Source organism: Streptomyces griseocarneus (assembly GCF_014655595.1).
In the GTDB taxonomy this organism is placed as follows: domain Bacteria; phylum Actinomycetota; class Actinomycetes; order Streptomycetales; family Streptomycetaceae; genus Streptomyces; species Streptomyces griseocarneus.
This window is the reverse complement of sequence record NZ_BNBL01000001.1, coordinates 1,285,505-1,298,003: the sequence shown is the minus strand read 5'-3', so window position 1 is coordinate 1,298,003 and position 12,499 is coordinate 1,285,505. Positions and strand designations below refer to the sequence as shown.

Genomic DNA, 12,499 nt, shown 5'->3' with positions numbered 1-12,499 from the left:
CGTACGGGTGCCGCCCACGGACTGTCGTCGCCGTCGGCGGCCCTGGGCGTGCGGTCGTGACCGCTGCGGCGTGGCAGGGCCCACCGGGGAGCCGGATAGTGGACACAGGGGGCCTCTCCCGAGCCTCGGAGCAGCCCATGGACCGCTACCCTCCCATCGCCGAGCACGGCCTGGTGGGCGACCTGCAGACCAACGCGCTCGTGTCGTCGCAGGGCGTCGTGGACTGGTTCGCCGCTCCCAGGTTCGATTCGCCCAGCATCTTCGCCGCGCTGCTCGACCACGACCGCGGCGGGTACCTGCGGCTGGCCCCCGAGCACCCCGACGAGACCCGCAAGCAGCTCTACTACCCCGACACCGCGATCCTGGTGACCCGGTTCATGTCACCGGACGGCGTGGGCGAGGTCGTCGACTTCATGCCCCCGGACCGGACCCGCACCGCCACCGACCGGCACACCCTGGTCCGCGTGATCCGCGCCGTGCGGGGAACGGTCGACTTCACGCTCGAGTGCCGGCCGCGCTTCGACTACGGCCGGGCCGGGCACGAACTCGAACTCGGCGAGAGCGGGGCTCTGTTCCGGGCCCCGGGGATCGACGCACACCTGCAGACCACCTTTCCGCTGGAGCGGGACGGCCAGGACGTGCGCGGAAAGGTGACGCTGAACTCCGGCGAGTCCGGTGGCGCCGTGTTCACCGTCTGCGCGTCCGGTGGCGAGGCGCCCGCACCCCTCACGGTCGACGGGCTCAGCGCACAGATGGGGGAAGTCGCCCGGTTCTGGCATCAGTGGCTGCGCCAGTCCCGCTACCGGGGGCGGTGGCCCGAGCTGGTGCACCGCTCGGCCATCACCCTCAAGCTCCTCACCTACGCCCCCACCGGCGCCCTGATCGCGGCGGCCACCACGGGCCTGCCCGAGCAGGTCGGCGGCGAGCGGAACTGGGACTACCGGTTCACCTGGGTACGCGACGGCTCGCTGTCCGTGCGGGCCATGCTGGACCTCGGCTTCGCCGAGGAGGCCACCGCCTTCGTCCACTGGCTGGTGGACAGGCTGCGCGAGCGCCAGGGCACGGAGGGAGAGCCGCTCCAGACGATGTACCGGGTCGACGGCGATCCCGACCTGCCGGAGGAGACGCTCGATCACTTCGAGGGCTACCGCGGCTCCTCCCCCGTCCGCATCGGCAACGGCGCGGCCGACCAGCTCCAGCTCGACATCTACGGCGAGGCCCTCTACGCGATGTCCCAGGGGCGCGAGATCGCACAGCAGGCGAGCTACGAGGGATGGCAGGCTCTCACCAGGACGCTGGACTGGCTCGCCGACCACTGGGACCGGCCGGGCGAGGGCATCTGGGAGACCCGGGGCGGCCGCAAGAACTTCACCTACAGCCGGGTGATGTCGTGGGTCGCCTTCGACCACGGGCTGCGCCTGGCCGAATACTTCCGAAGGCCCGCCGACCTGGAGCGGTGGCGCAAGGCGAGGGACGCCGTGTTCGAGCAGGTCATGGAACGCGGCTGGAGCGAGAAGGAGCGCGCCTTCATCCAGCACTACGACGGCGACGTCCTGGACGCCTCACTGCTGCTCATGCCCAGGGTCGAGTTCATCGCTCCCCGGTCCGGGGCCTGGCTCTCCACGCTCGACGCGATGGACCGGAAGCTCGTCTCCGACAGTCTTGTCTACCGCTACGACCCGGCGGCGTCGCCGGACGGGCTGCGCGGCTCGGAGGGCACGTTCAGTCTGTGCACCTTCCTCTACGTCGACGCGCTGGCCAGGGCGGGGAGGCTGTCCCAGGCCCGTTACGCCTTCGAGAAGATGCAGACCTACGCCAACCACGTGGGACTGTTCGCCGAGGAGGTCGGCCCGAGCGGGGAGCAACTGGGCAACTTCCCCCAGGCGTTCACCCATCTGTCCCTCATCATGGCCGCCATCACCCTCGACGAGGCGCTCGACGCGGAGGACGGGCGCTGACCCATGGCCGCGCATGCCCGTCCGGCAGGACCGCCACGGCTGACCGCGGCCGAGTTCGACGTGCTGTACCGGCGCCTGCTCTCGCGCGCCGCCTGGGCCAGGGGCGGTCGGGGCGCCCTGGAGGCACTCACTCCGGCCCGGGTGCTGGCCGCCACCCGCGAGGTGCGGACCGGCCGGACGGTGACGCTCGCCGCGCCCGTGGAGACGCTGCCCGGTCCGGACAACCCGGAGCCGGCGAGGCACCGGATGGCCGGGCAGCCGGGGGACGACGCCTCGAGCGGGCTCCACTTCGCGAGGGACAGCTTCGCCATGAACGTGCACGGCGACGCCGACAGCCACCTCGACGCCCTGTGCCACGTGATCTACAACGGCACGCTGCACGGCGGCGTGTCCGCGAGCACCGTCACGCCGGGCGGCGCCGAGGCGCTCTCCGTCGACGTGGCTCGCGACGGGATCGTCGGACGCGGCGTGCTGCTGGACATCCCGCGGCTCCGTGGCGTGCCCTGGCTCGAACCGGGCGACCACGTGAGCGCCGGCGACCTCACCGCGGCCGAGACCGCCCAGCACGTACACGTGGGTGAGGGCGATCTCCTGTTCGTCCGGGTCGGCCACCGCAGACGCCGGAACGAGCTGGGCGCGTGGCACGCGGCGGACGCGCGCGCGGGGCTCCATCCGTGCGCGATGGAGTTCCTGGCGGAGCGTCGGGTCGCCGTGCTCGGCGGCGACGGCAACAACGACACGGCCCCGAGTTCCACCGAGGGGGTCGGCTTTCCCGTGCATGTGCTCGCGATCCACGCCATGGGCCTTCACCTGCTGGACTACCTGCAATTCGAGGATCTGGCGCCGGTCTGCGAGTCCGAGGGGCGCTGGTCGTTCCTCTGTGTGATCGCCCCACTGCGGCTGCCGGACGCCACCGGCTCACCGGTCAACCCGGTCGCCGTCCTCTGAACGCCGTGCGAGCAGCCACCCCGGTACCGGCCGTCGTCGTGGTCATGGGGGTCTCGGGTGCGGGGAAGTCCACCGTGGGCCGACTGCTCGCCCAGCGGCTCATGGTGCCCTTCCTGGAGGCGGACGACCTCCACCCCGCCGCGAACCGCGCCAAGATGGCCGCGGGCCGTCCGCTCGACGACGAGGACCGCCGGCCATGGCTGCTGTCCCTCACCGACCGGATCCGGGAGGCGACCGAATCCGGCCAGGGCGCGGTGGTGGCGTGCTCGGCTCTCCGGCGCGAGTACCGGGATCTGCTCCGCGCGGCAGGCGCCGGCGTGTGGTTCCTGGACCTGGCTCTCGACCGGGCGACCGCCGCCGAACGGGTCGCCCGACGGGCCGGCCACTTCATGCCGGCCGCGCTGGTGGACTCCCAGTACGCCGCCCTCGAGCCCCTGCGACCGGACGAGCCGGGGTTGACCGTCGACGCGGCAGGCGACCCGCGGGCCATCGTCGACGCGGCGGCGAACGCCGTGCGGGCGGCCAACTGAATGCCCACCTGATCGGCTCGCCTGCGGTCGCCACTCCCGGGACCGCCCGATAGCTTCATATTCGATGCTGAACGTCCCGACGGCGTGCCCGCACGTCCGGCGCGGTGCGGCACAGGGGGCCCTCAGGGCGCTACGGCCAGGGCAGCCAACGACTCCGAGAACGGGATCTCCGCATGGCCGACGATCACCACGACGTCATCATCATCGGTACGGGAGCGGGCGGCGGCACGCTCGCCCACCGGCTGGCCCCCACCGGCAAGCGGATCCTGATCCTGGAGCGCGGCGACTACCTTCCGCGGGAGCGGGACAACTGGGACTCCACCGCGGTCTTCGTCAAGGGCAAGTACCGTGCCCCCGAGTTCTGGTACGACAAGCACGGCAACGAGTTCCCCCCGGAGGTGAACTACTACGTCGGGGGCAACACCAAGTTCTACGGCGCCGCCCTCTTCCGCCTCCGGCCCGAGGACTTCGGCGAGCTGCGCCACCACGGCGGCGTCTCACCCGCCTGGCCGATCCGCTACGAGGACCTGGAGCCGTACTACACGCAGGCCGAGCAGCTCTACCTGGTGCACGGGCAGCATGGCGAGGACCCCACCGAAGGCCCGGCGAGCGGCCAGTACCCCCACCCGCCGGTGGCACACGAGCCGCGCATCCAGCAGCTCAGCGACGACCTGGAAAAGCACGGGCTGCACCCCTTCCACCTGCCCATCGGCGTGAACCTCACCCAGGACGAGAACGGCCGGGCCACCCATTCCAGCGTGTGCATCCGCTGCGACCGGGTCGACGGCTTCCCCTGCCTGATGGGCGCCAAGTCCGACGCGCAGGTGATCTGCGTCGACCCGGCGCTGAAGCACGACAACGTCACCATGGTGACGGGCGCCGACGTGCGACGCCTGGAGACCGACCCGACCGGACGCACCGTCACCAGGGTCGTGGCCGAGCTCGGAGACGGAACGACGGAGTCCTACAGCGCCGACATCGTGGTGGTGGCCTGCGGCGCGGTCAACTCGGCAGTCCTCCTGCTCCGTTCGGCCAACGACAAACACCCCGGCGGCCTGGCCAACAGCTCGGACGTGGTGGGACGCCACTACATGCGTCACAACAACCTGGCGCTGATGGCGGTGTCCAAGGAACCGAACCCCACCAGGTTCCAGAAGACCCTGGCGCTCCACGACTGGTACCTGGGAGCGGACGACTGGGACTTCCCGCTCGGTGGCATCCAGATGCTCGGCAAGTCGGACGCCGACCAGATCCACGGCGAGGCGCCGCGCTGGGCCGGCGCGGTCACGCCCGACATGCCGTTCGAGATGCTGGCCCACCACGCCGTCGACTTCTGGCTGTGCGGGGAGGACCTCCCCCTGCCCGGGAGCCGCGTCACCCTCGACAAGAACGACGACATCCACCTGGCCCTCGACGAGAAGAACAACATCGCGGGGCTGAAGCGCCTCCAGCACAAGCTGCAGGGCATGCTGGGCCGCCTGGGCATGCACGAACACCACCTGCTGTCGCACAGCATCTACCTGCACAAGGGCATGCCGATCGGCGCCACCGCGCACCAGGCCGGCACCGTCCGCTTCGGCGACGACCCGGGCAGCTCCGCGCTGGACGTCCATTGCAAGGCCCACGACCTGGACAACCTCTACGTCGTCGACACGAGCTTCTTCCCCAGCATCGGCGCGGTGAACCCGTCGCTCACGGCCATCGCCAACGCCCTGCGGGTCGGCGACCACATCGCCGCCCGGCTCGGCTGACGGGGTGCCGTACGCCGCGACGGAGCCGGCGGAGCGCCCCTACAGGTTGTCCCCGGGAGCCCTGGCCGCCCGGGTGTCGGCGTCGGTGAGCGGCTCCAGCTCGCCCATGGTGTCGAGCCGGTAGAGCAGCACCAGCGCCGGGCCGACCAGCACGACCGCGATGGCCGTGACGATGCCCAGCCAGCGCAGGGTGTGGGCGGCGCCGGCCGCCTGGGCCACCGTCAGCGAGGTCGGCAGTACGTAGGGCCGCTGCGCGAAGCCCCATGCGCCGACGGTCAGGGCGACGCTCGCCACCGAGGTGTAGCGGGACCAGCCGTACGACCGGCGCAGCAGAAGCAGCACCGTGGCCAGACCGCAGACCGCGGCCAGGACGATCAGCAGCAGGCCCGGGCCCCCGGTGAGGCCCTCCCAGACGTACCGGGCGTGGTGGTGGGTGACGGGGAGGCCGATGAGCGCGAGGACGACGACGGCGCAGAAGGCCAGCAGGGCCCGCAGCCGGAAGTAGTCGACGAGGTCGTCGGCGCCGAACCGCCGCGCGTCGGAGCAGAGGAACACCGCCCCGAGGAACGCGGTGGCGGCGATGGCCAGCAGACCCGTGAGCACGGAGGCCGGATTGGCCCAGGCGTCCGCGGAGGCGTCGGTTCCCACCGCGACCCGGCCTGCGGCGATGCCTCCGAGCACCGCCCCGAGGAAGAACGGCGTGAGCAGCGATGCGATGGCGAACATCGCACCGAAGACCCGTCGTTGGGCCAGCCGGCGGGACGGCTTGCGCAGGGCGAACCCGGCGCCGCGGAGCACCAGACCTACGGCCGCGAGCGCGAGGGGCAGCCACATCGCCTCGAAAACGGCCTGGAACATCCTCGGAAAGCCGGTCCACATGATGACGAAGACGAAGATCAACCAGACGTTGTTGGTCTCCCAGACCGGCGCCATCGCGTGATCGATGAGCCAGCGGGGCCGCCGGCCCCACTCCGCCCCTCCGGCCAGGAGGTCCCAGAATCCCGCGCCGTAGTCGGTGCCCCCGGCACAGGCGTAGGCGGCGATCGCGAGCACCATGACCCAGGCGATGAGACCGGCCATCATGACGCACCGCCGGACCTGCCGTCGGCCCCGCCACCGGGTGCGGCCCCTGCGGCTGCCGGCTCGGGCTCGCTTCTGGGCCCGTAGGGGGTGTCGGTCTCGGGCGGCAGTGCGGCGCGGGCGGCGGCCGAGCCCTCGTCCGCGATGCGCCAGCGGGTTCGCATCGTCAGGACGATCGCGAGGAACGCGCCGAACACGGCCACGTACACCGCCATGACGATGCCGAGCATCGCCCACAGCGATCCGGCCCTGGTGGCGGTCACCGCCTCCGAGACCCTCATGTGGTGGTAGACGATCCAGGGCTGGCGACCGACCTCCGTGGTGATCCAGCCGCACTCCACGGTCACCAGGCACGCGGCTCCCGCGATCGCGGCGCAGCGGAAGAACCAGCGGCTGCGAGGGAGGTCCCGGTGCCGCAGCCAGGACCAGGCGTACCAGAGGGCGAGCAGGATCAGCAGGCTGCCGATGGTGACCATGATGTCGAACGCCCAGTGGGCGATGGTGGCCTGGACGGCGGTGGGGCGGTCGGCGGCCGGCACCGACGTCAGTCCGGTCACCTGGGTGCTGGGCTTGAAGCCGGCGAGGATCGAGTCCAGCTGGGGGATCCTGAGCCCGCCGGAGATCGTTCCGTCGCTGTTCAGCCGTCCGAACATGTACTCGGGCACATGGGTGTCCGTCTTCCAGACGATCTCCGTGGCGGCGAACTTCACCGGCTGCTTGTGGAAGACGGCACGAGCGGCGGAGTCGCCGAGCATGAACTGGACCGGTGTGAGGATCGCCGCGACGGTGAACGGCAGCGTGAAGCCGAGCCGGTGGTACCGGTCGCGGCGCCCGCGCAGCAGGCCGACCGCGTACACGCCGGCGACCACGTAACCGGCGGTCATGAACATCGCGACCACGAAGTGCCAGTACTCCGGGCCGAACATCGGTGTGAAGACCGCCTGCCGCACATCGACGTCGACGGGATTGCCCTGGGCATCGAGGCCGAACCCCTGCGGGGTGTTCATCCAGGAGTTGGCCGCGATGATGCCGAACGCGCCCATCAGGGCCGCCGCCGGCAGCGGCACGGCCAGCCAGAAGTGCGTCCAGGGCTTGAGCCGGCGCCAGCCGTAGAGGTAGATCGCGATCAGGACGGCCTCCAGGAAGAACGCCCAGGCCTCGACGCCGAACCCGAGGCCGAAGACGTCGCCCCAGCGGCCCATCATGCCGGGCCACAGCAGGCCGAGCTCGAAGGACAGCACGGTGCCGGTCACGACGCCGATGGCGAACTGGACGGCCATCACCGCCGACCAGCGCCGTGCGAGCTTCAGGGCGACGGGGTCGTCGCGGCGCAGTGCCCGGTGGTGCATCAGCACCGTGATGAACGGCAACGCCACACCGAACGGGACCAGCAGGATGTGCGAGGCCAGGGTGAAGGCCATCAGCTCACGAGCCGGTAGGAGCTGGGGCGGGGTGTTCGCCAGAAGGGCCGCTGTGCTGAGCATGTGCGCCTCGGTGGTCTGCCCCGCGGGGGCGCGGGGGGCTGAGGAACGACAGGAGTGCAGAGGGGGTGGCAGCCGGGAGGTGCCGGCGGTTGCCGTGGTCAGGGAGGCGGCGGGGGCGCCTTCCGCCCGGGCGCCGGGCCGGCCGACGCACCGGCACCGGCGTCGGACCAGGCGAAGGCGCGCTCGCGTCGCGAGCTGGTGGCGAAGGCGACGGACCAGCTGAGCACCGCTCCCAGCCTGCTGCGGAATCCGGTGAGGAAGGCAAGGTGGATGAAGAGCCAGACCAGCCATCCGATCGCACCCGACAGGTGCAGCGGGCCGGCCTTGACGACGGCCCGGCCGCGGGAGATGTAGGCGGCGCTGCCGAGGTCCCAGTACCTGAAGGGCTTCGGCTGCTTCGTCCTGCCCTCCACCGCGTGGCGCACGGCCCGGCCGGCGTAGGCGCCCGACTGCATGGCGACCTCGGCCAGGCCCGGCAGCTTGTCCAGGCTCATCACGTCGCCCGTGACGCGGATCTCCGGGTGGCCGGGGACGGTGAGGTCGGGTTCGACGGCAATGCGTCCGGCCCGGTCCTGCGTGGCGCCGGTCGCCCGGGCCAGCGCGGCGGCGATGGGCGGCGCCTCGACCCCGGCCGTCCACAGCACCGTGCGTGCCTCGAACCGGGTGGTCGCACCGTCCTGGCCCTGAACCGTCAGGCCGTGCGCGTCGACGGCGATGACCTTCGTGCCCAGGTGGAGCTCCACGCCGAGGCTCCGCAGCGTACGGGCCGCGCGATGCGCCAGGGGGCGGCCGAACGCGCCCAGCACCTCGTCGGACCCCTCGAAGAGCAGCACCCGGGCATGGGCGGAGTCGATCGTCCGGAACTCCCGGTCGAGCGTGTGGCCCGCGATCTCCCTGATCTGTCCGGCGAGTTCGACACCGGTCGGCCCGCCGCCGACGAGCGCGAAGGTGAGCCACTGCTCCCGTTCCCGGGCGTCCGCGGCCGTTTCGGCCGTCTCGAACGCCTGGTAGATCCGTCGGCGGATGTCCAGCGCGTCGTTCAGGGTCTTCATGCCGGGGGCGTACGCGGCGAACTCGTCGTGCCCGAAGTAGGACTGGCGCATGCCGACTCCGACGATCAGATCGTCGTAGGGCAGCTCGACGGCTCCGCCGTCCGGTCGCTGGGCGTGGACCAGCCGGGCCTCGACGTCCACGTCGGTGGCTTCGGCGAGCAGGCAGCTCACGTTGTGATGGCGTCGCAGCACCGCGCGGAGCGGTTGCGCGATCTGGCCCTCGGACAGGATTCCGGAGGCGCACTGGTAGAGCAGCGGCTGGAAGAGGTGGTGGGCACGGCGGTCGACCACGGTCACGGCGACCGGTGACCGGCGCAGGGCGCGGGCGGCGAACAGCCCCGCGAAGCCTCCGCCGAGGATCACCACCCGGCGGGGCGTGACGTGATCCTGCATCGGCGATCAGCCGCCGGTGGCGAAGCCGGGGAAGAGCGTCATTCCGCCGTCGACGTAGAGCGTGGCGCCCACGACGTAGTCGAGCAGGTCGGACGCCATGGCGACGACGGCATTGGCGATGTCGTCCGGGTCGCCCACCCGGCGGTACGGAATGAGGCGCAGCAGCTCGGCCTCGGCCTCGGGAGTGGACCAGGCATCGCGGTTGATCGGTGTGCGGATGGCGCCGGGCGCGACCGCATTGACCCTGATCCGCTTCGGGGCCAGCTCCTGGGCGAGGGTCTGCATCAGCATGCCCACGCCGCCCTTGGAGGAGGCATAGTTCACGTGCCCGGACCACGGAATGATCTGGTGGACCGAGCTCATGCAGATGATCTTCCCGGCCGAACGGGACACCTCCGGCACCACCCCGCGCCGTACGAACTCCTTGGCGGCCTCGCGCGCGCAGAGGAACTGGCCGGTCAGATTGACGTCGATGACCTTCTGCCACTGGGCGAGAGTCATGTCCGTCACCGCCGCGTCCCGCTGCAGGCCCGCGTTGGCCACCATGATGTCGATGGTGCCGAACTCCTCGACCATCCGCGCGACCATGGCGACCACCTGGTCCTCGTCGGACACGTCGGCCTCGTGGGCGTAGGCGCGAACCCCGAAGCCCTTGATCTGCGCCACGACCTTCTCGGCCTCGTCCGCACCGACCACGTAGTTCACCACGACGTCCGCTCCGGCCCGGCCCAAGGCAACGGCGGTCGCCAGGCCGATGCCCGAGTTGGCACCGGTCACCAGCGCCTTCTGGCCCTTGAGAAGCTGCGCGGACACCGTCCCGCGGCTCTCGTCGACACTTCCTGGCACCACGATCTCTCCTTCGGCGTTTCGGACGGCACGCACGCCGAACGGGCGACAAGTGCAAGAGGGCCGGGAGCCGGCCGGCCGCCAGGACGGCCACGAGAGCCGTCGCATGCCCGGCCCCCAGACCAAAGCACCCCGCGTCGCGGGCGGGACAGACCGGCGCGCCACGCAACCGTATTCGTCCGGGCATGTCACACGGTCGGGCTACGGACTGCCGCGCGCCCACGGGGTCCTCCTCGCTTGAGCGGAGTCACGGAGGGAACTCTGTGAACTTCACGCTGTGGTACTCGGGCAGAGTGCCGTTGTCGCCGGGGTTGAAGAACCCGAAGATCCCGCCACTGCAATTGCTCGCGAAGTACACATTGGCCACCCGGTTGGTCTGGTTGGAGATCGGGCCTCCGCCGTTTCCGAGGTTGAAGCACACGTTGTCCGCGGGGTTGGTCAGGGAGCGTTCGAGGTCCCCGGGCTGCTCGTGGTAGAAGAAGGTGCCGGTGGCCGCCTGAGCGGTACCCGTCGACATGGTCAGAGCCAGCAGGGCCGCAGCGGCGGGTGCGTACAACGCGATGGTGCGGTATCGCATGACATGACCTCCGGTGTGCAGGTATGACCAGCACAGCAGAAACCGTCAAGAATTGATGCCGTCAGGTACACAATCCCCCCGAGTGGGTGAAGACGGACATTCGGCAGTGGCGTTGGCGTGCCAAGGCGTGTCCGACCCCGCGGCGATGCGGTCGGGCTTGGCGGCCGCAGACCGCACTTCTGAGCACCCGCCTCGCCACCCGGTATCTGGCCATGGTTACGGCTCTCTGCCGATGGGCAGCGTTGTACGGCGGAATCGGCCTCCGGGAGGGGATGTGGCGCGCAGGAAGTCTCTGACGGGTCAACTGCTGTCCGTGTACCAGCAGCGCCAGAAGGCGAAGGCAGCCGAGCAGAAGCGGCAGCAGCAGGAAGAGTTACGGCGGGCGCGGGCGGCGGAACAGGATCGGCAGCAGCAGGAGCGCGCCGAAGCACAGGCGGCCAGAGAGCAGGCCCGGGCCTGGGAGCAGGCGCGCAAGGCTGCCGAGAAGGAGCAGGCGGACCGTGCCCGCAAGGCGGAACAGGTCGTGCGGGACCTGGAGCGCCGGCAGGCTGAGCGGGAGAGGGCGGCCGCACAGCGCCGGAAGGCCCAGGAACGAGCGGCGAGGGAGACCGAGAAAGCGGCCAAGGCACGGGCCGCGGAGGCGCTGCGGCTGGATGCCGAGCAGCGCACCCGTCACATCCTGGATCGCCTGAAGCAATTGGAGACGATCCTCCACCGGCGCCCAACCGCCCTTCACGCGCACCGCCTTCCCGCCGAAGCCGCGTTTGCCGACGAAGGGGCGGACGGCTTGGTGGCCGTCCTGGACCGGGCTCTCGCCCAGGTGGACTACCCCGAAGGGCTGCATGGCGAGTTCCGTCTCGCATTCGTCCCGGAGACCCGCGAACTACTGCTGGAACTCGACTTGCCGGGCCAGGACGTCGTGCCCACCGCCGCCGGCTATCGCTACCGGGCATCGCCCGCTCCGGGAGCGGTTGTGCCGCAGCCCCGCAAACAAGCAGAAGTCAGGGCCATGTACCAGGCGCTCGTGGCGCGGATGGCTCTGCGCGCCATCGACGAAGCCTTCGCCGTCACGCCTCCCGCCCTCGTGGACGTCGTCGCCTTCAACGGCCATGTGCGCAGCAAGGACAGGGCCACGGGAAGGCCGATCCGCCCCTGCCTCGTCAGCCTCCGGAGCACGCGTGAGACCTTCGACGATTTGGTCCTGGACGAGCCCGAACTGGATCCGGTCACCTGTCTGCATCACCTGAACGCCATCGTCTCCCAGCACCCCTACGACCTCGAACCGGTGCGTCCTGTGGTCACCTTCGACCTCAGCAAATACAAGCTCGCCCCAGAGATCGACGTCGTCGCGGGCCTGGACAGTCGGCCGGACCTCGTGACACTCAGCCCCATCGAATTCGAGCACCTGATCAGGCGCCTGTTCGAGGAGATCGGCCTCAAGGCATGGGTGACGCAAGCCTCCCGCGATGACGGCGTGGACGCGGTCGCCACTAACGAGGACCCGATCACCGGCGGCCTGTGCATCATCCAGGCGAAGCGAACCAAGAATGTCGTTCCCGCCGAAGCGGTACGCGCGCTGGCCGGCGTCATGCAAGACAAGGCCGCGGCCAAAGGCATCCTTGTCACCACCGGCTGGTTCGGAAAGACCAGCCAGGACTTCGCCTACCGCACCGGCCGCATGGAACTCGTCGACGGCCGCGGCCTCAAGGCCCTGCTCCTCGAACACCTCGGCATCGACGCGCTGATCGGGCTGCCCAAGGTGCCGCCCGGCTGGGAACCTCGAGACCTCACGTGATGACGAGGCGGCCAGCAGGCCGACTGTTCCGTATTCGGGCGCGTATTGGCCACGATCAGCCGGACGGTGGATCGAAGGCCGGCCC

The 12,499-nt window shown here is 70.7% G+C and carries 10 protein-coding genes; 5 read left to right on the top strand and 5 right to left on the bottom strand.

Going from position 1 to position 12,499, the window contains the following annotated elements:
* Window positions 1-137: 137 nt before the first annotated feature.
* From IE295_RS05250 to IE295_RS05235, 4 genes are all read left to right on the top strand, one after another.
* The gene (locus IE295_RS05250) at window positions 138-1,958 is read left to right on the top strand and encodes a glycoside hydrolase family 15 protein (RefSeq protein ID WP_190062206.1); all 1,821 of its coding nucleotides are present in this window, start codon (window positions 138-140) and stop codon (window positions 1,956-1,958) included.
* Window positions 1,959-1,961: 3 nt separating this feature from the next.
* Complete coding sequence (locus tag IE295_RS05245; RefSeq protein ID WP_190062205.1) at window positions 1,962-2,906, top strand: cyclase family protein; 945 nt, start codon at window positions 1,962-1,964, stop codon at window positions 2,904-2,906.
* Window positions 2,907-2,950: 44 nt separating this feature from the next.
* Window positions 2,951-3,436, top strand: a complete 486-nt coding sequence (locus tag IE295_RS05240) for a gluconokinase (protein ID WP_190062420.1) — start codon at window positions 2,951-2,953, stop codon at window positions 3,434-3,436.
* 173 nt (window positions 3,437-3,609) lie between these two features.
* The gene (locus IE295_RS05235) at window positions 3,610-5,187 is read left to right on the top strand and encodes a GMC oxidoreductase (RefSeq protein ID WP_190062204.1); all 1,578 of its coding nucleotides are present in this window, start codon (window positions 3,610-3,612) and stop codon (window positions 5,185-5,187) included.
* 39 nt (window positions 5,188-5,226) lie between these two features.
* On the opposite strand, the gene IE295_RS05230 is transcribed toward IE295_RS05235, so the two are convergent.
* From IE295_RS05230 to IE295_RS05210, 5 genes are all read right to left on the bottom strand, one after another.
* The gene (locus IE295_RS05230) at window positions 5,227-6,270 is read right to left on the bottom strand and encodes a cytochrome d ubiquinol oxidase subunit II (protein WP_372479273.1); all 1,044 of its coding nucleotides are present in this window, start codon (window positions 6,268-6,270) and stop codon (window positions 5,227-5,229) included.
* Complete coding sequence (locus IE295_RS05225) at window positions 6,267-7,751, bottom strand: cytochrome ubiquinol oxidase subunit I (protein ID WP_190062202.1); 1,485 nt, start codon at window positions 7,749-7,751, stop codon at window positions 6,267-6,269. Before IE295_RS05225 ends, IE295_RS05230 begins: the two co-directional genes overlap by 4 nt.
* Window positions 7,752-7,849: 98 nt before the next feature.
* On the bottom strand, window positions 7,850-9,196 hold the full coding sequence (locus IE295_RS05220; protein ID WP_190062201.1) for an NAD(P)/FAD-dependent oxidoreductase: 1,347 nt from the start codon (window positions 9,194-9,196) through the stop codon (window positions 7,850-7,852).
* 6 nt (window positions 9,197-9,202) lie between these two features.
* Entirely contained in the window at window positions 9,203-10,042 is an 840-nt protein-coding gene (locus IE295_RS05215; RefSeq protein ID WP_190062419.1) for an SDR family oxidoreductase, read from the bottom strand.
* A gap of 247 nt (window positions 10,043-10,289) precedes the next feature.
* Window positions 10,290-10,619 carry a hypothetical protein gene (locus IE295_RS05210; protein ID WP_190062200.1) on the bottom strand — a complete coding sequence of 110 codons (330 nt, stop codon included), beginning with the start codon at window positions 10,617-10,619 and terminating at the stop codon, window positions 10,290-10,292.
* A 313-nt stretch (window positions 10,620-10,932) separates the two neighbouring features.
* Here IE295_RS05210 and IE295_RS05205 point away from each other — a divergent pair, with 313 nt between their 5' ends.
* Window positions 10,933-12,414, top strand: a complete 1,482-nt coding sequence (locus IE295_RS05205) for a restriction endonuclease (RefSeq protein ID WP_224323363.1) — start codon at window positions 10,933-10,935, stop codon at window positions 12,412-12,414.
* Window positions 12,415-12,499: the final 85 nt, after the last annotated feature.

What these genes read in the sequence shown, in the direction of transcription:
- IE295_RS05250 (WP_190062206.1), top strand. Translation starts at nt 138, where the DNA reads ATGGACCGCTACCCTCCCATCGCCGAGCACGGCCTGGTGGGCGACCTG.
- IE295_RS05245 (WP_190062205.1), top strand. Translation starts at nt 1,962, where the DNA reads ATGGCCGCGCATGCCCGTCCGGCAGGACCGCCACGGCTGACCGCGGCC.
- IE295_RS05240 (WP_190062420.1), top strand. Translation starts at nt 2,951, where the DNA reads ATGGGGGTCTCGGGTGCGGGGAAGTCCACCGTGGGCCGACTGCTCGCC.
- IE295_RS05235 (WP_190062204.1), top strand. Translation starts at nt 3,610, where the DNA reads ATGGCCGACGATCACCACGACGTCATCATCATCGGTACGGGAGCGGGC.
- IE295_RS05230 (WP_372479273.1), bottom strand. Translation starts at nt 6,270, where the DNA reads ATGATGGCCGGTCTCATCGCCTGGGTCATGGTGCTCGCGATCGCCGCC.
- IE295_RS05225 (WP_190062202.1), bottom strand. Translation starts at nt 7,751, where the DNA reads ATGCTCAGCACAGCGGCCCTTCTGGCGAACACCCCGCCCCAGCTCCTA.
- IE295_RS05220 (WP_190062201.1), bottom strand. Translation starts at nt 9,196, where the DNA reads ATGCAGGATCACGTCACGCCCCGCCGGGTGGTGATCCTCGGCGGAGGC.
- IE295_RS05210 (WP_190062200.1), bottom strand. Translation starts at nt 10,619, where the DNA reads ATGCGATACCGCACCATCGCGTTGTACGCACCCGCCGCTGCGGCCCTG.